Source organism: Labrys sp. 22185 (genome assembly GCF_052045555.1).
In the GTDB taxonomy this organism is placed as follows: domain Bacteria; phylum Pseudomonadota; class Alphaproteobacteria; order Rhizobiales; family Labraceae; genus Labrys; species Labrys neptuniae.
On sequence record NZ_JBQEPH010000007.1, the window covers coordinates 192,607 to 213,830 of the forward strand.

General features: G+C 65.2%; 23 protein-coding genes. 12 read left to right on the forward strand and 11 right to left on the reverse strand.

The window, feature by feature from the left end:
- The first annotated feature begins 183 nt into the window (after positions 1 to 183).
- Positions 184 to 1,080: a MurR/RpiR family transcriptional regulator gene (locus ACTJKX_RS16215; protein WP_394314104.1), complete on the forward strand. Its 897-nt coding sequence runs from the start codon at positions 184 to 186 to the stop codon at positions 1,078 to 1,080.
- Positions 1,081 to 1,851, forward strand: coding sequence for an N-formylglutamate amidohydrolase (locus ACTJKX_RS16220; RefSeq protein WP_440725877.1), 771 nt, complete (start codon positions 1,081 to 1,083; stop codon positions 1,849 to 1,851).
- Here the strand turns inward: ACTJKX_RS16220 and tmpB are convergent.
- Together tmpB and tmpA are read right to left on the reverse strand one after the other, a co-directional pair.
- Positions 1,824 to 2,438 (reverse strand): (R)-1-hydroxy-2-trimethylaminoethylphosphonate oxygenase, encoded by a 615-nt coding sequence (gene tmpB, locus ACTJKX_RS16225; RefSeq protein ID WP_440725878.1) that lies wholly within the window; start codon positions 2,436 to 2,438, stop codon positions 1,824 to 1,826. The genes ACTJKX_RS16220 and tmpB overlap by 28 nt on opposite strands.
- Positions 2,435 to 3,592 (reverse strand): 2-trimethylaminoethylphosphonate dioxygenase, encoded by a 1,158-nt coding sequence (gene tmpA, locus ACTJKX_RS16230; RefSeq protein ID WP_440725879.1) that lies wholly within the window; start codon positions 3,590 to 3,592, stop codon positions 2,435 to 2,437. Before tmpA ends, tmpB begins: the two co-directional genes overlap by 4 nt.
- 92 nt (positions 3,593 to 3,684) lie before the next feature.
- On the opposite strand from tmpA, the gene ACTJKX_RS16235 reads away from it, so the two are divergent.
- The gene (locus ACTJKX_RS16235; RefSeq protein WP_394314097.1) at positions 3,685 to 4,572 is read left to right on the forward strand and encodes a LysR family transcriptional regulator; all 888 of its coding nucleotides are present in this window, start codon (positions 3,685 to 3,687) and stop codon (positions 4,570 to 4,572) included.
- A 5-nt stretch (positions 4,573 to 4,577) separates the two neighbouring features.
- On the opposite strand, the gene ACTJKX_RS16240 is transcribed toward ACTJKX_RS16235, so the two are convergent.
- Positions 4,578 to 4,916 carry a hypothetical protein gene (locus ACTJKX_RS16240; RefSeq protein ID WP_394314096.1) on the reverse strand — a complete coding sequence of 113 codons (339 nt, stop codon included), beginning with the start codon at positions 4,914 to 4,916 and terminating at the stop codon, positions 4,578 to 4,580.
- 636 nt (positions 4,917 to 5,552) lie between these two features.
- Between ACTJKX_RS16240 and ACTJKX_RS16245 the strand changes: the two genes are divergently transcribed.
- Entirely contained in the window at positions 5,553 to 6,326 is a 774-nt protein-coding gene (locus tag ACTJKX_RS16245; RefSeq protein ID WP_440725880.1) for a mechanosensitive ion channel family protein, read from the forward strand.
- Positions 6,327 to 6,341: 15 nt separating this feature from the next.
- Here the strand turns inward: ACTJKX_RS16245 and ACTJKX_RS16250 are convergent, their stop codons facing one another.
- The 3 genes from ACTJKX_RS16250 to ilvD form a co-directional block, all read right to left on the reverse strand.
- Positions 6,342 to 7,259 carry an NAD(P)-dependent oxidoreductase gene (locus ACTJKX_RS16250; RefSeq protein ID WP_440725947.1) on the reverse strand — a complete coding sequence of 306 codons (918 nt, stop codon included), beginning with the start codon at positions 7,257 to 7,259 and terminating at the stop codon, positions 6,342 to 6,344.
- A gap of 13 nt (positions 7,260 to 7,272) precedes the next feature.
- Positions 7,273 to 7,887: a TetR/AcrR family transcriptional regulator gene (locus ACTJKX_RS16255; protein ID WP_440725881.1), complete on the reverse strand. Its 615-nt coding sequence runs from the start codon at positions 7,885 to 7,887 to the stop codon at positions 7,273 to 7,275.
- Positions 7,888 to 8,056: 169 nt separating this feature from the next.
- Entirely contained in the window at positions 8,057 to 9,730 is a 1,674-nt protein-coding gene (ilvD, locus tag ACTJKX_RS16260; protein WP_440725882.1) for a dihydroxy-acid dehydratase, read from the reverse strand.
- A gap of 146 nt (positions 9,731 to 9,876) precedes the next feature.
- On the opposite strand from ilvD, the gene ACTJKX_RS16265 reads away from it, so the two are divergent.
- From ACTJKX_RS16265 to ptsN, 7 genes are all read left to right on the forward strand, one after another.
- Entirely contained in the window at positions 9,877 to 10,797 is a 921-nt protein-coding gene (locus ACTJKX_RS16265) for a LysR family transcriptional regulator (RefSeq protein ID WP_440725883.1), read from the forward strand.
- Positions 10,798 to 11,295 carry an N-acetyltransferase family protein gene (locus tag ACTJKX_RS16270; protein WP_440725884.1) on the forward strand — a complete coding sequence of 166 codons (498 nt, stop codon included), beginning with the start codon at positions 10,798 to 10,800 and terminating at the stop codon, positions 11,293 to 11,295.
- Positions 11,296 to 11,491: 196 nt separating this feature from the next.
- Positions 11,492 to 11,821 carry a VOC family protein gene (locus tag ACTJKX_RS16275; protein ID WP_440725885.1) on the forward strand — a complete coding sequence of 110 codons (330 nt, stop codon included), beginning with the start codon at positions 11,492 to 11,494 and terminating at the stop codon, positions 11,819 to 11,821.
- Between the two features lie 75 nt (positions 11,822 to 11,896).
- Positions 11,897 to 12,520: a methylated-DNA--[protein]-cysteine S-methyltransferase gene (locus tag ACTJKX_RS16280; RefSeq protein WP_415087300.1), complete on the forward strand. Its 624-nt coding sequence runs from the start codon at positions 11,897 to 11,899 to the stop codon at positions 12,518 to 12,520.
- Positions 12,521 to 12,917: 397 nt separating this feature from the next.
- Positions 12,918 to 13,859 (forward strand): 2-hydroxyacid dehydrogenase, encoded by a 942-nt coding sequence (locus ACTJKX_RS16285; protein WP_394314082.1) that lies wholly within the window; start codon positions 12,918 to 12,920, stop codon positions 13,857 to 13,859.
- A gap of 307 nt (positions 13,860 to 14,166) precedes the next feature.
- Positions 14,167 to 14,748, forward strand: coding sequence for a ribosome hibernation-promoting factor, HPF/YfiA family (hpf, locus tag ACTJKX_RS16290; protein WP_068290666.1), 582 nt, complete (start codon positions 14,167 to 14,169; stop codon positions 14,746 to 14,748).
- 116 nt (positions 14,749 to 14,864) lie between these two features.
- Positions 14,865 to 15,329 carry a PTS IIA-like nitrogen regulatory protein PtsN gene (gene ptsN / locus ACTJKX_RS16295; protein WP_311943858.1) on the forward strand — a complete coding sequence of 155 codons (465 nt, stop codon included), beginning with the start codon at positions 14,865 to 14,867 and terminating at the stop codon, positions 15,327 to 15,329.
- A gap of 89 nt (positions 15,330 to 15,418) precedes the next feature.
- On the opposite strand, the gene dapB is transcribed toward ptsN, so the two are convergent.
- The 5 genes from dapB to ACTJKX_RS16320 form a co-directional block, all read right to left on the reverse strand.
- Positions 15,419 to 16,234 (reverse strand): 4-hydroxy-tetrahydrodipicolinate reductase, encoded by an 816-nt coding sequence (gene dapB, locus ACTJKX_RS16300; RefSeq protein ID WP_394314080.1) that lies wholly within the window; start codon positions 16,232 to 16,234, stop codon positions 15,419 to 15,421.
- A 346-nt stretch (positions 16,235 to 16,580) separates the two neighbouring features.
- Positions 16,581 to 17,060 carry a ribosomal protein S18-alanine N-acetyltransferase gene (gene rimI / locus ACTJKX_RS16305; protein WP_394315263.1) on the reverse strand — a complete coding sequence of 160 codons (480 nt, stop codon included), beginning with the start codon at positions 17,058 to 17,060 and terminating at the stop codon, positions 16,581 to 16,583.
- Positions 17,061 to 17,070: 10 nt separating this feature from the next.
- Positions 17,071 to 17,748, reverse strand: a complete 678-nt coding sequence (tsaB, locus tag ACTJKX_RS16310; RefSeq protein ID WP_311943862.1) for a tRNA (adenosine(37)-N6)-threonylcarbamoyltransferase complex dimerization subunit type 1 TsaB — start codon at positions 17,746 to 17,748, stop codon at positions 17,071 to 17,073.
- Positions 17,749 to 18,114: 366 nt separating this feature from the next.
- On the reverse strand, positions 18,115 to 18,768 hold the full coding sequence (locus tag ACTJKX_RS16315) for a methyltransferase family protein (protein WP_394315262.1): 654 nt from the start codon (positions 18,766 to 18,768) through the stop codon (positions 18,115 to 18,117).
- A gap of 260 nt (positions 18,769 to 19,028) precedes the next feature.
- The gene (locus ACTJKX_RS16320; protein ID WP_440725886.1) at positions 19,029 to 20,474 is read right to left on the reverse strand and encodes a sensor histidine kinase; all 1,446 of its coding nucleotides are present in this window, start codon (positions 20,472 to 20,474) and stop codon (positions 19,029 to 19,031) included.
- A gap of 427 nt (positions 20,475 to 20,901) precedes the next feature.
- On the opposite strand from ACTJKX_RS16320, the gene rpsO reads away from it, so the two are divergent.
- On the forward strand, positions 20,902 to 21,171 hold the full coding sequence (rpsO, locus tag ACTJKX_RS16325; RefSeq protein ID WP_311943867.1) for a 30S ribosomal protein S15: 270 nt from the start codon (positions 20,902 to 20,904) through the stop codon (positions 21,169 to 21,171).
- The last annotated feature ends 53 nt before the right edge of the window (positions 21,172 to 21,224 follow it).

Below are 21,224 nucleotides of genomic sequence, written 5' to 3' on the forward strand. Positions count from 1 at the left end.
AATTCGTGGAACGCGGAAACGGCAGGCCGGGGACCGGGATCCCCGCGTATCGCTTGCTTTTTCGCACGAGCTGCTTGCTGAAAGCGAAGAAAGCATCGCAGGCCATGCCTGTCAATATTTTTTCATATTTGACGGGCAATCGATATTTATGTCAAAACTCTAACATAACGAGGGCCGCCGATCATGCCTCTGAAAGACCTGCTGACGCAGAGCGGACTCAACCTCACGCCGGCCGAGGGCAAGATCGTGCAGGCCCTGCTGGCCGACTATCCGACCTCAGGCCTGGGGACGGCCTCCAACCTCGCCAAGCGGGCCGGCGTCAGCGATCCGACCGTGGCGCGGCTATCCGCCAAGCTGGGCTTCGAGAGCTTCGCCGATTTGCAGGCCATGCTGATCACCGAAATCGAGGCGAGGCTGCAATCGCCCTTGCTGATGTTCGAAACCAAGCGGACGGCCGGCGACGGCCCGGCCACGGTACAGACCTATCTTCAGTCGGTCGCCCATCGCGTTGCCGAGACCGAAACGGCGGTGCCGGCGCAGAACTACGACCAGGCCGTGGATCTCATCATGGCGGCGAAGGGGCGGGTGCTGCTGCTCGGCGGCCGTTTCAGCCGGCATCTGGCCGGCATCCTCGCGGGCTATCTCGGCCAGTTCCGGGGGCAGGTGACGGACCTCGCGCGCTTTTCGGCCGAAAGCTTCGATCTCCTGCTGGAACTTGGCAACCGCGACGTGCTGATCGTCTTCGACTACCGCCGCTACCAGACCGACATCGTCCGCTTTGCCACCCAGGCGGCTGAGCGCGGTGTCAGGCTGATCCTGTTCACCGATCAATGGCTGTCGCCGGTGGCTGAAAAGGCCGAGGTTGTCTTCATCGCGCCGAGCGAGGTGAATTCGCCTTATGACACGCTGGTGCCGGCCCTCGCCCAGTTGGAGGCCCTGTCCCTGCACGCCGTCATGCGCAGCGGCGATGCCGTCAAGCGGCGCATCCAGGCGCTTGAGGACATTCGCAGCAGCGTTGGCGTCACGGTCAGCGAAAAGGGCGCGCAACAACCTATCCCCAATGATGTCCAGGACCATTGAATGCCGAATTCCCGGATGCAGCACGAGCCCGCCCTCGACAATGCCGATTGGCCGCCCGCCCTCGAGATCGTCAACCAAGCAGGGCGTTCGCCGATCGTGCTGATCTGCGAGCATGCCTCCAACCATATGCCGGCCGAGTATGGCGGGCTGGGCCTGGGGCCGGTGGATCTGGGCCGGCATATCGCCTGGGATGTCGGCGCGGCAGAGGTCACGCGCCATCTGGCGCGCCTGCTCGACGCGCCCGCTTTCCTGGCCGGCTATTCGCGCCTGCTGATCGATTTGAACCGGCCGCTCGGCGCGGCGAGCAGCATCCCGTTGGTGTCGGAGGCGACGGAAATCCCCGGCAATCGCGACCTCGGCCTGGCCGAGCGGGAAAGGCGCGAAGCCGTGATGTTCCACCCTTTCCACCAGGGCGTGGCGCGCTTTCTCGATGCCCGGCAGGCGCGCGGAGAAGGGAGCGTGATCGTGGCGATCCACTCCTATACCCCGGTCTTCCATGGGAAACAGCGCCCCTGGCATGCCGGGGTGCTGTTTGCGCAGGCCGCTGCGATGGGCCAGGAGGTGATCGATGGGCTGCGCGGCGCCGCGCCCGGGCTGCTGGTCGAGGCCAATGTGCCCTATGTCATCGACGGCAACGACTATGCCATCCCTGTTCATGGCGACCAGCGCGGCAATCCGGCCATCCTGATCGAGATCCGCAACGACCTGATCGCCACGCCCGACGGCGCCGCGCGCTGGGCCGGCTATCTGGCTGGCGCGCTGCCGGCCTGAGGGGTGCCATCCGCCAGGAAGCGGTCGACCACGCGCTGCAGCAGCGGGGCATAGTCGCCGAAGCGGCGGGTCTTGAGGCCGGCGACCTTGCCGGCTTCGTCCCAGAGCCGGACCCGCACGGCCTCCTTGTAGAAGGGACTGGAGCGGAATTGCGCAATCTCGGCCGCGTCCATCGGGCCGCCCTGCAGCTGTAACGTATGGCGCGAGGCGGGAGAGAGCTTGGCGTCGTAGCTCGGATCGGTGGCGCACAGATAGCGCTTGGCCGCCACATGCAGCCGCACGCATTCCGTGACGACCTTGGGGAAGAACGGCGCCAGCACCTCGGCACCGGCATCGTCATGATGCTTGTCCTCGGTGTCATCGGGCGAATAGGCGCCGAACTCGCTGGTGAAATGGCCGACATCGTGGAGCAGCGCGGCGGCGACCAGTTCGTCGCTGGCGCCTTCCTGCTCGGCGAACCAGGCGCCCTGCAGCATGTGCTCGGCCATGGTCACGGGCTCGCCGAGATATTCCTCGGCGCCCCGCCGCTCGAAGATGTCGGCGAGGAAGGGCACGATGGTGACGGCGTCGAGAGTTGGCGTGGTCATTCGGCGGCCTCCCGGCGGGTTTCGGCCCGGATGGCCGCGAGGGTGGAGAGCAGGCCGTCCTTGTCGGCATAGCAGCCCTGGAGCCAGCGCTTGCCGCTGCCCGAGAAAGCCTTGCGGGCATGCATGACGCGGGTGTTGTCGACGATGAAGAGTTCGCCCGGCCTGAGCTTGAAGCTCACTTCCATGGTGGGATCTTCCAGGATCTCGGCAAAGAGCCGATAGGCGGCATAGAAGGCGGCCATTTCCTCATAGGGTATGTCGGTGAAGGCGGCGGCCGAGCGGTTGTTGAAGCGGATGGCGATCATCTCGCCATCGGGGCCGAGTTCGATGAAGGGACGCTTGGAGCGCAGGCACACGCCCGAGGAGCCGGCATATTCGAAGCGCACGGCATGGCGGCTCAGCAAGTCGAAAGCCTTGGGATCCTCGGCCTGCAGGCGCCTGGCCACGGCGAAGCCGTCGACCACGATGGAATCGCCGCCCTCGACGGAGTTTTCCAGGCAGGCCAGCAATTGCAGCGTCGGCACCGGGTCGCGATAGGGATTGTCGGTATGGGCTTGCAGGCCGAGATTGGTGTAAGCGAGGTTGGTCGGGTTGACCTCGGCCCGTACCTCGAACCAGCGGCCGTAATTGGTCTCGCGCACATAGCCGAACAGGTCGGCGACCTCGCACAATCCGCCCGAATGGGTCGGCATATCAGTCACCACGGCAAAGCCGAAACGCTGCACCGCGCCGAGCCAGGCGCCGAGCGCGGCCCGGTCCTGGCGCAGACGGTCATAAGAGGCGGTGGGAACCTGGCCCTGCAGGCCGGCGTCCCAGGGCTCGATCTCAGGGCCGAGCCAGCCATTCCCGGCGGGAGCCGGCTTGTCGTAGCCGTGTTTGCGCAGCCAGAAGGCGGGAAACACGGCCTGGTACTGCTCGGGGGCGAAGGTGATGGCGATATCGCCCCCGGCGGTGAGTTCGGCCGAGGCGATCACTGTATCGGCCGGAATGTCGAGCACCGTGATCAGGCGCTGGCCATTGGCGCTGCTGCGGGTGCGGGGATCGAGGGCATTGTCGCGCAGCCAGATCGCGTGGAAGCGAGCGCTTTCGCCATCGCTCCAGCGCACACGCAGGGCACGCCCTTTGTCCAGGATTTCAATTGTTTCCGCCGTCATCGCATGGCCTCCCATCTGGATCGCGACCATTGTGCGAGAGCATCTGCCATCGTACAAATAATGAAAAATGTGCAGATGACATCATTTCCATTATGGCAGAATCATCCCGCCTTCCGCCGCTCGCCTGGCTGCGCACCTTCGAGGCCTGTGCCCGCCACCTCAATTTCACCGCGGCCGGCGAGGAACTCGGCCTGACCCAGGCCGCGGTCAGCCAGCATATCCGCAACCTGGAGGCCGAACTCGGTGCGGCGTTGTTCACGCGCCAGCGGAGGGGCGTGGAACTGACGCCGGAGGCCGGCGCCTATCTGCCCCATATCCAGGGGGTGTTCAGGGCGCTTGCGCGCAGCACCACAGAATTGTTCGGTCGGCGCGGCGGCCAGACGGTCGACCTGCGTTGCCCGATCTCCTTTGCCCTACTCTGGCTGGCGCCGCGTGTACCGGCCTTTGCTGCCGCCTTTCCGCAGATCCGCCTGACCCTCTCGACCGTGCATGTCCCGGCCGACTATGCCGATGATCGCGAAGGCTTCGACATCCGTTTCGGCATGGGGGCGTTCGAAGGACGTGACAGCCATCGCCTGACCTGGGAACGCCTGGTGCCGGCGGCGGCGCCTGCACTGCTGGGAGGTCTGCCGGATCTCCGGCACTGGACACGCCTGCCCCTGCTCTCGGTCGCCGGCGGCCGGGAGATGTGGCCGGACTGGTTCGCCCGGGCCGGCATCGGGACGCCGGGCCGGCCCGCCTTGGTCTTCGACAGTTTCGTGGTGGCGCTGGAAGCAGCCAAGGCCGGAGCGGGGGTGGTTTTGGCCTCTCGTCCCCTGGCGGATGCGATCCTGGCGGAAGGCCGACTCCGGTCGCTGTCGGACATCGAACTTGCCGGCGAGCGCGGCCATTTCGTCACCAGCCCGGCCGGCCGGGCGCTTGCACCGCATGAGCAGGCCGTGCTGGACTGGATCCTGGACGAGGCAAGGCCCCAGGCCTGAGCGCGTCAGGAAAGGGCGGTCCGCAGGTCTCTGTTCTCCTCGCGAGCTTCCCAGGAAGAGCCGGTCGGCCCGCCGGAGCGAGACGTGCCGCCGGGAGGCTTCGTGTCCAGATTGCCGGGCACTTTCGTAGACGCGAACGGGTCGCCCGACCGGCCATTGCCAACCCAGTCGGTGAATTGCAGGAGCTGGGCGAGGCTGGCGGGGCCTGGACCTGCCGGAAGCCAGCGGCGCAATTCATAGGGATTGACCGTCATGTAGCGGACGGTGAAGCCCTGCGCCTTGCCCGCCTCGCGCCAATCGGCCACCAGGCGCAGCCAATCCGCATAAGGTATATGCAGAGACAATAATTCTTCGAGGAACGGGTAATGTGTTCTCGTAACTCGGGGAAGAAACAGGAAACGCATAGTATTCCCCCGCAGATTTGAGAGATGACTGGGCCTTATCTGTCGGGCAGCATACCCCGTAATTTCCTACCTCTGAAAGCTGCCCAGACGGATTAGAGAATTAAACCGGCAGCTTAATACTTGTTGGTTATAGTGGCGTGGCGCTTCACGTCGCCGTGATAGTCAACGGTATTAAGTTGCGAGGAGATCCGCGACCTGGAGTTGTGCCCAGGCGGCGCGGCGGGGTCCGCCGGCCCGAATCACGGCCCCGGTGCCGGAGCTCGCAGGCCGGATGGTTGCGACAGTAACGACCATGAAAAGATGATCATCGCGCTGGCGCGAACGCTTTCTCTACTGAGCATGGATCTGTTCCAATGCTTTGTTTCGATGTGTTTTGGTGAGGCCTGCCGAACGCGATGAACCCCGGAGCAAAACGCGTTCAAGTGCGGGCGCTCGCTTGCTCTAACTCTCTGGTTCGACGCGTCTTTGCGGCTGTTGGTGATTCCATCAAAACGCAAAACGCTCCGGGGGGCTTTAGGCGGACGGTGCGGGCATGCTATCGGGAGGGCCGCCCGCTGCCCACCCAGGAGGCTTCCCTTGCCGATCGATCTCAATGGACTTGGAAACCTGTTCATCCTCTATGGCATCAACTGCCTGGGGGCCCTCGTGATCATGCTGGTCGGCTGGTGGGCCGCCGGCATGCTGGAGCGTCTGACGACCAGGGCCCTCACGGCGACATCGCGCATGGATCCGATCGTCACCGCCTTCCTGTCGAGCCTGGTGCGCTATGGGGTGCTGGTGCTGGTCTTCATCCTGATCCTGCAGGTGATCGGCATCCAGGCCACCAGCCTCGTCGCCGTGCTGGGTGCCGCTTCGCTGGCCATCGGGCTGGCTTTGCAGGGCACGCTTTCCAACATGGCGGCCGGCGTGATGCTGCTGCTGTTCCGGCCTTTCCAGCTCGGCGACAGCATCGAGGTGGCCGGTAAGGCCGGCACGGTCAAGAACCTCAACCTGTTCATGACCGAACTCGCCAGCGGCGACAATGTGCAGGTTCTGATTCCGAACGGGCAGGTCTGGGGCTCTCCGATCACCAATGTCTCGGCCTATCCCACCCGCAGCGTCAATGTGAAGGTGCCCGTGCCCTATGGCGGCAATGCCGAGGCGGTGTCGGGCGCGATCCGCGATTTCCTCAGCCGCGACGGCCGGGTGCTGCCGCTGCCGGCAGCCTCGATCGTGTTGTCCGGCTTCACCGAAAAGGGCGTCGACATCGCCGTCCAGGCCTGGGCCAAGGCCGGCGATGCCAATGACCTCAAGGCCGAGATCCTGCAGCGGGCCTCGACGGCCCTGGAGGCCGCCGCATCCGCGGCCTGATCGCTCGCTCTGCGATCACTTCTGCGCAGCGCGCCGTTCGGCGACGCGCGAGAGCGCGGCCCAGTCGAGATGGCCTTCGCCATGGGCGAGGGCGTCGAGATGGTTGTCGCGCAGCACGCCGGCGAAGGGCAGGGGCACGTTGACGGCATCGGCCGCCTCGAGAGCGAGGCGCACATCCTTCAGGCCGAGCGAGAGCTTGAAGCCGGCGGGCTCGAAGCGCTCCTCCGCAATGGCGGCGCCATAGCCCTTATAGGGCGGCGCGGCGAAGATGGTGGAGGTCAGCATCTCCAGGAAGGCGGTTTTGGCGACGCCGTGGCCCGCTGCCAGCGTCGACGCCTCGGCCATGGTCTCGATGGCGCTGGCGATCATGAAATTGGCGGCGAGCTTCACGGCAGCCGCCTGCTCGGGCCGGTCGCCGAAGCGCCAGGTCTTCTGGCCCAGCACGTCGAACAGCGGCTGGACGCGATCGAACTGGGCGGCTTCGCCGGCCGCCAGGATGTTGAGCTGGCCGGCCTCCGCCACATTCACGCGCCCGAGCACCGGGGCGGCGATATAGGAGAGGCTGCGGGCCGCATGCTCGGCGGCGATGTCGCGGGTGAAGGCGACCGAGACGGTCGCCATATTCACGACGACGGCGCCGTTGGCGAGGGCGTCCAAGGTGCCCTGGGCAAGCAGGACATCCCGGCTCGCCGCGTCATCGGCCAGCATGGCGATCAGCACCTCGGCGCCATCAGCCGCATCGGCCGGCGCGGCGGCCGGCTCGGCCCCCAGTGCCGCGAGGCGGGCAACCGGCTCCTGCGAGCGATTCCAGGCCCGCACGCGGTGGCCCGCCTTGACCAGATTGGCGGCCATGGGAAAACCCATGGTGCCCAGACCGAGAAAACCCACTTGCATGATCGAGAGCTCCTTATTTGGAAATGATCGTTTCCGAATTGGTCAAAAAAAATCAGTCGAGCACTTTTAGCGCGAGATCCGTGATATCGGCCATGTCGTCATGCCGGCGGCCGGTCTTGCCGATCACCCGCATGCCGAGCAGGACGCACAGGAGGGTGCGCGCCGCCTGATGGACCCCGAGATGCGGATTGACGGAGCCGTCTGCCTGCCCCTGCCGGATCAACTCGATCAGCAGCGCCTCGTTGCGACGCAGGGCCAGCGAGACCAGTTCGGAGAGGTCCTCGTCGAAGGTCACCAATTCGACGGCGCTGCCGACGACAAGGCAGCCGCGGCGGCCTTCGAGATCATGGGCGGAATCGACATAGAAATCGAGCACGGCGCGCAGCCTTTCGCGGCCGGTGGCCAGGCCCTGGATGCGGGTGCGCAGGCCGGTATTGCGCAGCGAGGTATAGCGCTCGAGCGCTGCCACGAAGATGGCGCGCTTGTCCTTGAAGGCCTTGTAGAGGCTGCCCGCCGACACCTCCATCGCCTTGCCGAGATCGGCGATCGAGGCGGCATGATAGCCGCGCTCGCGAAAGGCAAGGATGGCCTTGTCGAGCGCGGCATCGAGATCGAACTCCCGGGGGCGGCCAGCCTGGCGGGGGGAATCGGTGAGGGAAATGGACATGCAGCGAGATTAGGAAATGATCGTTTCCTAATCAAGCGCCCCAATGAAGTGAAGAGGCGGACAGGATGTCCGCGGTCCCAGCCATATCGTTTCCGGCGCGACACTGACAAGGCTCGCACGTGAACGGCCGCGGCTGGGACCGCGGACGCCTCGTCCGCCTCTTGCCGCTTCAGCCCGTGACGGCCCCTTCACTGGCCGGGCGGGCCAGCGCCGCGAACTTGGCGAGCACGCCGCGGGTATAGCGCGGGGCGGGCTGGCGCCAGGCGGCGCGGCGCTTGGCGAGCTCGGCCTCGTCGACTTCCAGCTGCAAGCTCTGGCGGCGGGCATCGATGGTGATGGTGTCGCCTTCCTGGACCAGGGCGATGGTGCCGCCCTCATAGGCCTCCGGCGTGACATGGCCGACCACCATGCCCCAGGTGCCGCCCGAGAAGCGCCCGTCGGTGATCAGGCCGACGCTGTCGCCGAGGCCGCGGCCGATGATGGCCGAGGTCGGCGCCAGCATTTCCGGCATGCCCGGCCCGCCCTTGGGGCCGAGATAACGCAGCACCACGACGTCGCCAGGCTTGATCGCGTCCGATAGAATCGCGTCCATCGCCGACTTTTCGTCGTCGAAGACCCGGGCTGGGCCGCTGATATAGGGGCTCTTCAGGCCGGTGATCTTGGCGACGGCGCCGCCCTCGGCGAGATTGCCCTTGAGGATGGCTAGGTGCCCCTCGCGGTAGAGCGCCTTGTCGATCGGGTGGATGACGTCCTGGTCGGCGCGCGGCGCGTCCGGGACCCCGGCCAGTTCCTCGGCCAGGGTACGCCCGGTGATGGTGAGGCAATCGCCGTGGAGGAGGCCGGCATTGAGCAGGAGCTTGAGCACCTGCGGCACGCCGCCGGCCTTGTGCAGGTCGACTGCCATGTATTTGCCGGACGGCTTGAGGTCGCAGAACACCGGCACCTTGCGGCGCATGCGTTCGAAATCGTCGAGCGTCCATTCGACCTCGGCGGCATGGGCGATGGCGAGGTAATGCAGCACGGCATTGGTCGAGCCGCCGGTCGCCATGATCAGAGCCACGGCGTTCTCGATCGCCTTGCGGGTGACGATGTCGCGCGGCTTGATGCCCTTCTTCACCGCTTCCACCAGCACGCGGCCGGCCTCGGCGGCGCTGTCGATGATCTCCTGGTCGGGATTGGCCATGTTGGCCGAGTTGAGCAGGGCCATGCCGAGCGCCTCGAAGGAGGAGCTCATAGTGTTGGCGGTGTACATGCCGCCGCAGGAGCCGGTGGTGGGGCAGGCATTGCGCTCGATGCCCTCGAAATCCTCCTGGCTCATGGTGCCGGCCATGAAAGAGCCGACCGCCTCGAAGGCGGAGACGATGGAGAGGTCCTGGCCCTTCCAGCGGCCGGGCTTGATGGTGCCGCCATAGACATAGATCGCCGGGGCATTGGCGCGCAGGATGCCGATCATGCCGCCCGGCATGTTCTTGTCGCAGCCGCCGAGCACCAGCACGCCATCCATCCACTGGCCCTGCACGGAGGTCTCGACGCAATCGGCGATGACTTCGCGGGAGACCAGCGAATATTTCATGCCCTCGGTGCCCATCGACATGCCGTCCGAGATGGTCGGCGTGCCGAAGAGCTGCGGATTGCCGCCGGCTTCCTTGATGGCGGCCGCGGCCGCATCGGCCAGCGGCTGCAGGCCCGCATTGCAGGGCGTGATGGTGGAATGGCCGTTGGCGATGCCGATCATCGGCTTGTCGAAATCGGCTTTTTCATAGCCGAGGGCATAGTACATGGCCCGGTTGGGGGAGCGGGCAACGCCCTGGGTGATGTGCTGGGAACGCTCGTTGAACGGCATGGGGTCCTCCATCGACGGGCAAGGCCCGCCTTCAAAATCCCACCCATGCTAGAGCCGTTCCAATCGTTGGTAAAATATATGTTTCTGGCTATATTAGGTCGAAAAATATATTAATGAGCGATGGTACCTCATCGTGGAGGAACACCATGGATCTGCGGCAGCTGCGTTATTTCCTCACCGTGGCGGAGGAACTGCATTTCGGCCGTGCCGCCGAGCGCCTGGCGATGACGCAGCCGCCTCTCAGCCAGGCCATCCAGGCGCTTGAGGCCGAACTCGGCGTCAGGCTGTTCGTCCGCACCAAGCGCCATGTCGCACTCACGCCGGTCGGGCGCGAATGGCAGCTGCATGCCCGGCGGGTGCTGGAGGACGCCAATGCCTTGCCGGAGATTGCCCGCCGCCTCTCGCGCGGGGAGGCGGGCCTGCTGCGGCTCGCCTTCGTCTCGACCGCCGACTACAGCCTGCTGCCTGACATGGTCAGCGCTTTCCGGGAGCGATACCCGGCCGTGCAACTGGCCCTCATGGAAATGACCAGCGACCTCCAGGTCGAGGCGCTGCTGGAAGGGACGATCGATGTCGGCATGGTGATTGCCTCTTCGCGCACGAGCCTGCCTGCGGCGCTCGACTACCGGCCACTGCTGCGCGAACCGCTGGTCGCGGCCGTGCCCGAGGCCTGGATCGAGCGGAGGCGCGTGGGTTTCACGGGACAGGCACTGCCGATCGACGCGCTGATGGCGGCGCCCCTGATCCTGTTTCCGCGGCGCAGCGCGCCGGCTTTCCATGACCTCGTCTCCGGCTATTATGCCGCCCATGGCGTGCTGCTGCCGGTCAGGCAGGAGGCGATCCAGATGCAGACGATCATCAGCCTCGTCTCGGCCGGCATGGGGCTGGCGCTGGTGCCGCAGTCGTTGCGGCGCCTGCAGCGCCAGGGCGTGCGCTATCTGGCCTTGCGCGATGCCGCGCCCGTGATCGAGACCGGGCTGGCCTGGCGTCACGGCGATGGCGCGCCGGCCTTGCGGCGTTTCCTGGATGTCGCGGAAAAGCAAGCAAGCGGGAAGGAAGTCATCTGAATGTCCGTCATCATCCGACGCCTCGGCCCCGCTGATGGCGACGATTATCGAACCATTCGCCTCGCCGCGCTCGCCACGGCGCCGGAGGCGTTCGGCAGCACCTATGCGGCCGAGGTCGTCAGGCCGGCAGCCGCCTTCGCCGAGCGGCTGTCGCAGTCCGTGGTGTTCGGCGCCTATGGGGACGGTCAGATCGTCGGCATGGCCGGCTATTGGCGACAGGACGGGCTCAAGGACAGGCATAAAGGTCAGGTCTGGGGCGTCTATGTCGAGCCGGGGTGGCGCGGGCAGGGCGTTGCCGGCGCGCTGATGGCGGCGGTGATCGAAGCCGCCCGCGGCGAGGTGGAGCAACTGCTCCTGGCAGTCGTGCAGGGCAATGACAATGCCCTGGCGCTCTATCGCCGTCTCGGCTTTGAGGTCTATGGCGTGGAACCGCGGGCGCTCAAGGCCGGGAACACCTATCTCGACGAGGCGCTGATGGTGCTTTTTCTTAAGCGCTGAGGGCCGCGCCGATACCCTATCCGGCCGGGAATTTCCTGGTTATAACCGATGTGTGGGCACCGCCTCACCGATTTCAACATGGAAGCGTGGAACCGTTCCGGCACCGCCCGAACAGGGGCTGCACGCTCCAAAGATCGAGGTTGAGCGATGAACGACATCGCCCCCACACGGCATCCGCTTCGGGCGGATCGCCGCCATGCTGCCCGTCAAGGACATCCGGCGCGCCCATGATTTCTACGTCGGCGTCCTCGGCTTCGCCAAGACCTTCGAAAACGGCAATCAGGTCGGCTTCATGATACTCAAGCGCGACGATGCGGAACTGCATCTGACGCTGCAGCCGGGCCACAAGGCGCCGCCCTTCAACGTGGCGCATCTGATGGTCGATGATGCCGATGCGCTCCATGCCCTGTGCGAGGCCAATGGGCGGCGGATCATCAAACGCCTGCAGAACGAGGATTACGGCCTGCGAGCCTTCGTTTTCGAGGATCCCGACGGCAACCGCATCGATGTCGGGCAGCGCCTGTAACAGGTCGCAGGAATCGGGTTGCCGGCCCGCGGCCGGCAACGCACTCTCGCGCCTTTCGAGGCAGGACGAGCTGGCATGCATGCGTGGAGCGAGGACGAGGACTGGGCCGAGGCGGGCTCGAGGCGCGAACAGGAGGTGCGCGAGGCCCTGATTCGCGCGGTGGAGGAAACCCCGCCCCAACTCAAGGGGCGCGACCTCCTCAAGGCTGATTGGATCGACACGCCCATCGGCGCCATGCTTGCAGTCGGCGATCGCCACGCTTTGCATCTCGTCGAGTTCTTCGATCGCAAGGCCCTGCCGGGCGAGTTGGCGCGCCTGCGCAAGGCGGCACGCTCGGCCATCGCCTTCGGGCGATCGGCGGCGATCGACGGCATAGAGGCCGAGCTGGCCGCTTATTTTGCCGGCCGCTCGCCGGTTTTCACCACGCCGCTCGCCATGCATGGCTCGGAGTTCACCAGGCAGGTCTGGCAGGGATTGAGGCGGATTCCGGCCGGCATCTGCCTGTCCTATGCCACCTTGGCCGGAAGCCTGGAGCGCCCGTCCGCCTTCCGCGCCGTGGCCCGGGCCAATGGCGCCAATCCGTTCGCCATCGTCGTGCCCTGCCACCGCCTGGTCGGCTCCGACGGAGCGCTCACCGGCTATGGCGGCGGCATCTGGCGCAAACGCTGGCTGATCGATCACGAAAAGCGCTGGGCTTGATTGCGAAAGGGCTGGGAGCGCCGGTTGAACGTCCATCGGTGTTGGGACGAAGGATTGGGCGAGATGATCGGATGCCGGTGATACTCGACGTGTGTGCCCCCTCGCCCCGTTCTTACGGGGAGAGGATAGAGGTGAGTGGCTACGCAGCGCTCAATTCCATGATGTCGCGCCGCCCCTCATCCTCACCTTCTCCTCGTAAGAACGGGGCGAAGGAGGCGGCTGGCGTCGCGTCTTTCGCTTTCTCCACAAAGCAATGGACGAGCAAGTCCGCCCCAGGGAAGTGGCTTTGCAGGGCCTCGCTTGCTCTGTAAGAGGGGCGGGCCCTTTCCTCCAGAGCGGGATTTGGTGGAAAAGGCAGGAATCGCAAAGGCGCGCTTTGCTTCAGGAGACTTCCCCCATGGCCCTACTTCTGTGCATCACCCAGTGGGAAGTCGAGCCCTGGCTCGAGCGCCTGCGCCGCCTGGCGCCGGAGCGCGACATTAGGGCCTGGCCCGATGTCGGCAATCCCGCCGACATCACCTATGCGGCCGTCTGGAAGCAGCCGCCGGGCCTGCTGGCGAGCCTGCCCAATCTGAAGGGCATCATCTCGCTCGGTGCTGGCGTCGACCATGTCTTGTCCGATCCGACCTTGCCCAACCTGCCGCTCGGCCGCGTGGTGGACGATAATCTCACCACCCGCATGAGCGAATGGGTAGTGATGCATGCCCTCATCCATCTGCGCAACCAGGCCGACTACTATCTGCTGCAGCGCCAGAAGCTCTGGCGCGAGGTGATGCCCTCGCCGGCGGCCCACGAGTTGCGGGTGGGGGTGATGGGGCTGGGTGTGCTCGGCGTCGATGCCATCGGCAAACTCAAGACCATGGGCTTCGATGTCGCCGGCTGGAGCCGGACGCCCAAGCAGATCGAGGGCGTGAAGACCTATGCCGGCGACGAGCTCGATGCCTTCCTTGGCCGCACGGATCTCCTGGTCAGCCTCCTGCCGCTGACGCCGGAGACCAGGGGCATCCTCAACCGGGCCCTGTTCGAGAAGCTTGCCCATGACGGCGTGCTCGGCGCCCCCATCCTGATGAATGCCGGCCGCGGCGGCCTGCAGGTGGAGGCCGACATCATCTCGGCGCTCGACGAAGGCGTGCTGCGGGCCGCGACGCTGGACGTGTTCGAGACGGAGCCGCTTCCGGTGGATAACCCGCTCTGGGAGCACCCGCGCGTGACGATTACGCCCCACAACTCGGCGATCTCGGACGAAGACGCGGTGGGGCGTTTCGTGCTGCGCCAGATCGAGCGCCATGAGCGCGGGCTGCCCTTCGATGCGCCTGTGGACGCCGCACGCCACTATTGATGCGAAAATGACCTGCTATTTCCCATAGTATTTTGATTTTGTTTGGGAAATTGAAGCCTGGGGACGTTTCGCGCGGATCGCTCCTTCAGCCTTCGGATGGCGGCGTGAAAATAATGTAACGTTGACGCCGCCGCCATACGGTCTTACCTAATGAGGGGGTGATCGCAGGGTGTGTCGCCAGTCATGGCTTGGGTTTGGCGGAGGCGATTTGGCCTCATCGACACAAGCCATGACTGACGACACACGCTAAGGGTCACCACCCGGATGCAGGCCCCTTGGCCTGCCGTCTCAAGAAGCGGAGCGAAGCATGACGCTGCGTGTCTCAGGACAAAATCTCGACATTGGCGAAGCCTTGCGGACCCACGTTCAAGCGCGGGTCGCCGATAGCCTGTCGAAATATTTTGACCAATCCTACACCGGCCAAGTCACCGTAAAGAAGGAGGGCACAGGTTTTCGGACTGATTGCCGCATTCACCTTCCCACCGGGCTCACCCTTCAGACCGAATCGATCGCGCATGACCCGCATGCCAGCGTCGATCTGGCGACGGAACGCCTGACCAAGCGGCTCAAACGCTACAAGCATCGCATCAAGGATTATCATGCCGGTCCGGACAACGCGACCGCGGCCGAGTCCACCGACTACGTCATTACGGCGCCGAGCGATGAGGAAAGCGCCGCCGAGGAGTTCACTCCGGTGATCGTGGCCGAGAACACCACCAAGATGAAGCGCCTGTCGGTGAGCGAGGCCGTTGTCGACCTCGATTTGACCGGCGCCGCGGCCCTCGTCTTCCGTCACGCTGGACATGGCCGCGTGAACGTGGTTTACCGCCGCCCCGACGGCCATATTGGCTGGATCGACCTGCCGCAGACAACGGCAGAGTCGACCTGACAGGCCCACCCGATCAAGCGCCCGCCTCCGAAGAATAGTTCTGAAGGGGCGGGCGCCAAGCTATTGAGCCGGCCCTTTCGCATGGGCTCCCGGCTCGAACCCCCACGAGGAATGCGATGCCTTTGAGTGATCTGCTGCCGCAGGATGCTGTGCTTCCGGCGCTGAGAGTAAACTCGAAAAAGCAGGCTCTGCAGGAAATCGCCGACCGTGCTGCTGCACTGACCGGCCTGGGCGAGCGAGAAATCTTCGATACGCTGCTCCAGAGAGAGCGCCTGGGATCGACCGGCGTCGGCAGCGGCATTGCCATTCCGCATGGCAAGCTGGCCAAGTTCAACCGGATCTTCGGCCTGTTCGCCCGCCTTGAGCGCCCGATCGACTTCGAGGCCCTGGATGGCCAGCCGGTCGACATCATCTTCCTGCTGCTGGCGCCCGAAAGCGCCGGTGCCGATCATCTGCGCGCCTTGTCGCGCATTGCCCGCATGCTGCGCGATCCCGGCATCGTGCAGAAGCTGCGGGCCACCAGCGACGCGGCCGGCCTCTATTCGATCCTGTGCGAGGAGCCGGCATCGCACGCGGCTTGATTGATCGGAGCGCGGGCTTCCAGCCCGCTCTTTGAATGCAGATGCATGCAGGGGAGCAAGAGCGGGCAGGATGCCCGCGCTCCGCCCGTTCAGAAATCTCCAAGCCCCAGCACGTCCGCCATCGAATAATAACCCGGCTTGCGGCCGAAGCCCCAGAGTACGGCCTTGAGGGCGCCCCTGGCGAACATGGTGCGGCTTTCGGCCTTGTGCGAGAATTCGAGCCGTTCGTTCTCGCCGGCGAAGATCACGCTGTGCTCGCCCACCACGGTGCCGCCGCGCAGTGTCGCAAAGCCGATATGACCCTTTTCGCGGGCGCCCGGATGGCCGTCGCGCACCCGGTCGGCATTGGCGTCGAGATCGATGCCGCGCCCCTCGGCGGCGGCCTGGCCTAGCATCAGGGCCGTGCCCGAGGGGGCGTCGACCTTGCGGTTGTGGTGCATTTCCAGGACTTCGATGTCGAAATCGGCATCCAGACTCTTGGCGACGCGCTTGACCACGGCGGCGAGCAGGTTGACGCCCAGGCTCATATTGCCGGACTGCACGATCACCGCATGGCGTGCCGCTGCCTTGAGACGGGCAAAGTCCTCCTTGGACAGGCCGGTGGTGCCGATCACATGCACGATACGCATCTGCGCCGCGAGAGCGGCCAGCTCGACGGTGGCGGCCGGGGCCGTGAAGTCGATGATGCCCTCGGCCGAGGTCAGCAGGCTGAGCGGATCGTCGGTAACGATGACGCCGTTGGCGTCGAGCCCGGCAAGCCGGCCCGCATCCTGGCCGATGGCGGGTGATCCCGTTCGCTCGATGGCGCCGGCGAGCACGACGCCCGACGTCTCCGCGATCATGCGGATCAGGGTCTGCCCCATGCGCCCGGAGGCGCCTGCTACGACGAGCCGCATATCGGCCATGGTGAACTCCTTGCTTGCCGGGCGCGCGGACGTTCCATCCATAGGCGCTGGGAAAAGTGAAGGGCGCGACGCCAGCCACCCCTTCGCCCCGTTCTTACGGGGAGAGGGTAAGGATGAGGGGCGGCGCGACCGGATAGTCTGGACGCTTTGCGCAGCCCCTCACCCTTACCCTCTCCCCGCTTCGCAGGGCGAGGGAGACCTGACCGTTGCGCTTCTTCGCCGGTCTACCATCTCGCCCGACCGTTGTCCTAGAGCGTTTTTCAGAAAAGTTGATAGAGCTTTCGATGAAGAAAACGCACCAAAACAAGGAGTTAGAGAAAAGGTGCGATTAGCTGCGCGTGCGGGGTCATCTCAATGCCAACTCCATGATGATCGCCGTCGCCGGCGGTCCCTTGGCCCGGGCATAATAGGCTTGCCGCCTTGCGATCTCGTTGAAGCCATGGCGCTGATAAAGGTGGAGCGCCGCGACATTGTCTTCGGCGACCTCCAGGAACACCTTGTGCGCCCCTGCCGCTGCCAGCCGGCCGAGATGATGCTGCAGCAACAGGGTCGCCAGTCCCGCGCGTCGCGAGGATGGCGCGACGGCGACGGTGAGGATCTCGGCCTCATCAACCACCAGGCGCGACAGGGCAAAGCCCGTCGGCGCTCCCTTGCCGCCCGGGCGGGAGAGATGGGCGATCGTCAGGCGATCGGCCAGCATGCGCTCGAACTCATGCGCATCCCAGCCGCGTTCGAAACCCGAGGCATGGATGGCGGCAAGACCTGCTGCATCGCCGGCCCTGGCATCGGTGACGACGGGAGGCTGTTTGCGGCCGAACCAGCTCATCGCCGTCTCCTCATAGCCGCGCGATCTGGCCGTTCTGCTGCGGCGTCGCGTCGGCCGGCTTGAGGTAGGTCGGTCTGGGCGGCGAGTCCGCGGGGTCGGCGAGTAGGCCGAGCCTGGCCACCCAGTCGATATCCGGCGCCGGGCTGGCATCGACGATCTGGCCGGCCGTACCGGCGGCCTTGGCTTCCTCGAACAGCAGCGGGGCAGCCGGCCCGGCCATCTTCACCGTCGCGGGGCCGAGCACGCGGGCCGCCTCGCGCAAGGGGATGCAGCCGGCCTCGACGATGCTGCGGCCGCGATTGGAGAAGAGTTCGAAATAGACATGGCCATGGCGCGCATCGATGGCGACGGCGACATGCTGGCCGTCATTCTCGTCGATATGGGGCGCGGCGATCGCCGCCAGGGTGGAGATGCCGACACAGGGCACGCGCAGCGACAAGGCGAAGGCCCGCGCCGCCGAGATGGCGACGCGCAGCCCGGTGAAGGAACCCGGCCCGACCGTGGTGGCGACCCGGTCGATCAGGGCAAACCCGCCCGAACGCTCGACGACATCGCGCACCAGTGGAATCAGCGCCTCGGCCTGGCCGCGCGCCATCGGCAATGTCTGCGAGACGATGGCGCCGTCGTCGGAATCGAACACGCTGGCCGAGCAGGCTTCGAGGGCTGTGTCGATGGCCAGGATACGCATGGAAAACACCTATGGCGCTTTACGATTTGGTGGATACCGGCAATCGCAACGACGCGTTCGAACGAGGAGCGAGAGCAAAAGAGCGCTTCCGTTTAAACGCGCTTTGCTCCAGGGGAGGGCCGGACCGTCCGGCAGCCGCCAAATTCCAGCGATATCGCAGGAGTTGGTGCCTGTGCAACGCTTTCCTGGGAATGCAGGCATTACAGGGGGCTCTCTCCCGGCAGTGCCCTCTCCCAGGCATTTCATTCTCCAAATGCGACGCGCCCTAAAGCGTTTTGCGATTTGATGGAATCACTTCGAATCGCAAAGACGCGTCTGAACAAAAAGTTAGAGAAAATAAGCGTTTATACTTGAACGCGTTTTGCCCTAAGGCACCAGCAGGTAGATCGGCAGATAGCCCTGGTTCTGCAGCAGTTCGACCAGTTCGGCTACCGGAAAGGCGGCCAGGAACAGGCAGGCGTCGAGGAAGGTGCGTGTCACCAGCGAGGTCTGGATCTCCAGCGTCGGCACCGAGCGCCAGAGCGCGAAATTCGGCACGAAGCGCGGAACGCGGGCGCAATAGGCGTCATAGACCGCGCCGAACTTGTCGTGGAGGAACTGCTCCTCCTTGTGCGTCACGATGGTGAAGATCACCACCGTGATGGTGAAGACCAATGCCGCGGTGGTGACCGTGCCGAACTGGGCCCCGGCGCCGGCGGCACCGATGAAGGAGAAGACATAGAGCGGATTGCGGCAGATCGAATAGGGACCGTCCTCGACGATCAGCTGCTTCTTGCGTCCGCCGATATAGAGGGAGCACCAGGTGCGTCCGACGATGGCCACCACGATCAGCACCAGCCCGACGCTTTCGATGGTCTCGTGGAAGCCGTGGCCGGCTTCGTCCTGCCACAGGGAGTCGGTGAACAGCAGCACCACGAAGCCGAGTATGCCCAGGAGGCCGAGGACGATCCGGCGTATGGTCTGCACGGCATTGATGTCGACGGGAGTGCCGACATTGCCGCTGTCCTTGATATTGTTCATGAATCTGCTCGATTGGGGTTCTGGCTTCGCGCGACCAGCTCCCCGGCGTCACGCCAATGCCATCGTCCCGACACGGGACCGTCACGACTCTAGAGCAAAGCGCGTCTGGACGAAACGCCGTTTTGCTCCAACTCTTTGCTTCCAAGCCAATCCTTTCGGATTGGCTGAAACGTCTTTGCGATTCCTGGCGATTCCGCCAAATCGCACTTTGCTCTAGCGCGCCGCGTCGCGATCGTCCCTGCCGGCGCGTTGCCGATGCTTCAAGCCGGGCGGTCGGGAATGGTGATCCGGAACGTCGCGCCGCCTCGGTCCGCCGTCTGCTCGAGCAGAAAGAGCGTGCCGCCATGGGCGCGCACGAGCTCGGCGGCGATCGCGAGGCCGAGGCCGGAGCCACCGGGGCGTGTGGAGCCCGAAAAGGCCTCGAACAGCTTCTGGCCGGCCTTCACCGAGACACCCGGACCATTGTCTGCCACGTCGATGGTCACGACGGCACCGTTCCGCCGCCCGCCGATCTCGATCCGGTTCGGCGAGGCGTCGGGTGCGACATGGCCGTCCAGGGCCTGCACGGCATTGCGGCACAGATTGAGCAGGACGCGTGAGAGCTGATCGGCGTCGGCATCGATCTGGAGGTCGGGCTCGAGCGTCTCCACCCAGATCAGCCGATCGTTCGCCTCGCCGAGGCCGAGCAACTGGCGTGTATCGGCGACGATGGGGGCGAGGGCGATCCGCCGTCGCGTGGGCAGTGGTTCGGAGGCGAGCCCATAGGACAGCGTCGACTGGCAGAAGGCGATGGCCCGGCCGATGGTCTGGATCAGTTTCGGCGCCAGCCGCTGCACGATGGGATCGTCGGTCTCGGTCAGGCGGTCGGAAAAGAGCTGCGCGGCCGCCAGCATGTTGCGCAGGTCGTGATTGATCTTGGAAACGGCGAGACCGAGCGCCGCCAGGCGGCTCTTTTGCTGCAGCATGCCGTGGAGCTGGCGCTGCATGGCGGCGAATTCGCGTTCCGCCACGCCGATTTCGTCGCTGCGGCCGGAAGCACGGATCACGCCTGCCTCATCCTCGGGATCGGCGGCAAAACGCATCATGGCGCCGGTGAGCCGGCGCATCGGGCGCACGATGAACAAGCTGAGGGTGAGATAGATCAGGCCGGCGGTGATGGTGGAAATGGCGAGCGTGATCACCAGCCAGCGCCGGGCGAAGTCGTACATGCCCTGCTGGAGCGGCGTCTCGTCGACGACGATCTCGACATATTGCCCGTGCATGGGTGCATCGCCGACGACGCGGATGAAGCGACCCCTGGGCGCCAGCAGCGTGTCGAGCGCGTCGCCGATCGCCTCCATCGCCGTGAGGCTGCGCAGATCGGTGGCGATGGCCACGGTGGGGGGCATGTCGGAGGAAGCGAGCAATCGCTTGCTGTCGTCGGTCTTCAACGCCACCATCTTGGCGCCGACCGAGGCAAGGATCTGCCGGGCGAGATCATCGGAAACCATGCCGTCGGGCGCCGCTTCCAGCACCAGCGCGGCGGTGATGGCGGAAGCGATGCGGTTGGAAAGCCAGTTGCGCCGATAGTTCGCCACCACCGGCAGGTAGACCAGCACCTCAGCCAGCAGGCCGAACAGGATGGTGAGCACGAGCAGGCGGGCCGACAGTCCGAAGCGGCCGGGCCTGTTGCCGGGCGGGGGGCTGGTGGTGGTGGAACGGGGCACGTCTTTGCCTTAAAGGAATTTAGGGAGGCTCGCCAGTGGGCTTGATGCGGTACACTTGCGTGTCTTCGAGTTGGCACGACCTTTGTCATTGCCGGGCTTGACCCGGCAATCCAGCCTGTTGCTCGATTGCGTTGGGAGGACTGGATAGCCCGGTCAAGCCCGGCTATGACAAATCGGAGCGGTGTCTCCTCAAGCGAACGGCGTTCCACCCGCGCTTGCTTTTTTCTGGCTTTTTGGCCGCGCTTCGACTATAGGGCCGCATCCCGGCGCTGATGCGCTGGTTTTTGCCCGCCCCCGCCGACCCCGCTGGACGACATCCCGGCCGGGCCTTGGTGGACGGCGATCCTGGCCAGACGGCCCTTTCGTCGCAAGACGGTATCAGCAATCGCGCGCTCCGCGCCGCGATGCTTCATGAAAGGACGACCCGATGTCGATCAGCCAAGAGCGCAAGACCGCGCTCATCAAGGAATATGGCGCCAAGGCCGGTGACACCGGTTCTTCGGAAGTCCAGATCGCGATTCTCACCGAGCGCATCGTCAATCTGACCGGCCATTTCAAGTCGCATGTGAAGGACAACCACTCCCGTCGTGGCCTTCTCAAGATGGTGGCTCTGCGCCGCTCGCTGCTCGACTATCTCAAGTCGCGCGACGAAGCCCGCTACAAGTCGATCATCGAGCGTCTCGGCATCCGCCGCTAAGACTGATCAAGCCCGGAAGGCTCCATGCCTTTCGGGCTGTTCCATTTCAAGAC

Bases quoted from the DNA above. Each gene is read 5' to 3' on its own strand.
- ACTJKX_RS16215 (WP_394314104.1), top strand. From the start codon at position 184: ATGCCTCTGAAAGACCTGCTGACGCAGAGCGGACTCAACCTCACGCCG.
- ACTJKX_RS16220 (WP_440725877.1), top strand. From the start codon at position 1,081: ATGCCGAATTCCCGGATGCAGCACGAGCCCGCCCTCGACAATGCCGAT.
- tmpB (WP_440725878.1), bottom strand. From the start codon at position 2,438: ATGACCACGCCAACTCTCGACGCCGTCACCATCGTGCCCTTCCTCGCC.
- tmpA (WP_440725879.1), bottom strand. From the start codon at position 3,592: ATGACGGCGGAAACAATTGAAATCCTGGACAAAGGGCGTGCCCTGCGT.
- ACTJKX_RS16235 (WP_394314097.1), top strand. From the start codon at position 3,685: ATGGCAGAATCATCCCGCCTTCCGCCGCTCGCCTGGCTGCGCACCTTC.
- ACTJKX_RS16255 (WP_440725881.1), bottom strand. From the start codon at position 7,887: ATGTCCATTTCCCTCACCGATTCCCCCCGCCAGGCTGGCCGCCCCCGG.
- ilvD (WP_440725882.1), bottom strand. From the start codon at position 9,730: ATGCCGTTCAACGAGCGTTCCCAGCACATCACCCAGGGCGTTGCCCGC.
- ACTJKX_RS16265 (WP_440725883.1), top strand. From the start codon at position 9,877: ATGGATCTGCGGCAGCTGCGTTATTTCCTCACCGTGGCGGAGGAACTG.
- ACTJKX_RS16270 (WP_440725884.1), top strand. From the start codon at position 10,798: ATGTCCGTCATCATCCGACGCCTCGGCCCCGCTGATGGCGACGATTAT.
- ACTJKX_RS16275 (WP_440725885.1), top strand. From the start codon at position 11,492: ATGCTGCCCGTCAAGGACATCCGGCGCGCCCATGATTTCTACGTCGGC.
- ACTJKX_RS16280 (WP_415087300.1), top strand. From the start codon at position 11,897: ATGCATGCGTGGAGCGAGGACGAGGACTGGGCCGAGGCGGGCTCGAGG.
- ACTJKX_RS16285 (WP_394314082.1), top strand. From the start codon at position 12,918: ATGGCCCTACTTCTGTGCATCACCCAGTGGGAAGTCGAGCCCTGGCTC.
- hpf (WP_068290666.1), top strand. From the start codon at position 14,167: ATGACGCTGCGTGTCTCAGGACAAAATCTCGACATTGGCGAAGCCTTG.
- ptsN (WP_311943858.1), top strand. From the start codon at position 14,865: ATGCCTTTGAGTGATCTGCTGCCGCAGGATGCTGTGCTTCCGGCGCTG.
- dapB (WP_394314080.1), bottom strand. From the start codon at position 16,234: ATGGCCGATATGCGGCTCGTCGTAGCAGGCGCCTCCGGGCGCATGGGG.
- rimI (WP_394315263.1), bottom strand. From the start codon at position 17,060: ATGAGCTGGTTCGGCCGCAAACAGCCTCCCGTCGTCACCGATGCCAGG.
- tsaB (WP_311943862.1), bottom strand. From the start codon at position 17,748: ATGCGTATCCTGGCCATCGACACAGCCCTCGAAGCCTGCTCGGCCAGC.
- ACTJKX_RS16315 (WP_394315262.1), bottom strand. From the start codon at position 18,768: ATGAACAATATCAAGGACAGCGGCAATGTCGGCACTCCCGTCGACATC.
- rpsO (WP_311943867.1), top strand. From the start codon at position 20,902: ATGTCGATCAGCCAAGAGCGCAAGACCGCGCTCATCAAGGAATATGGC.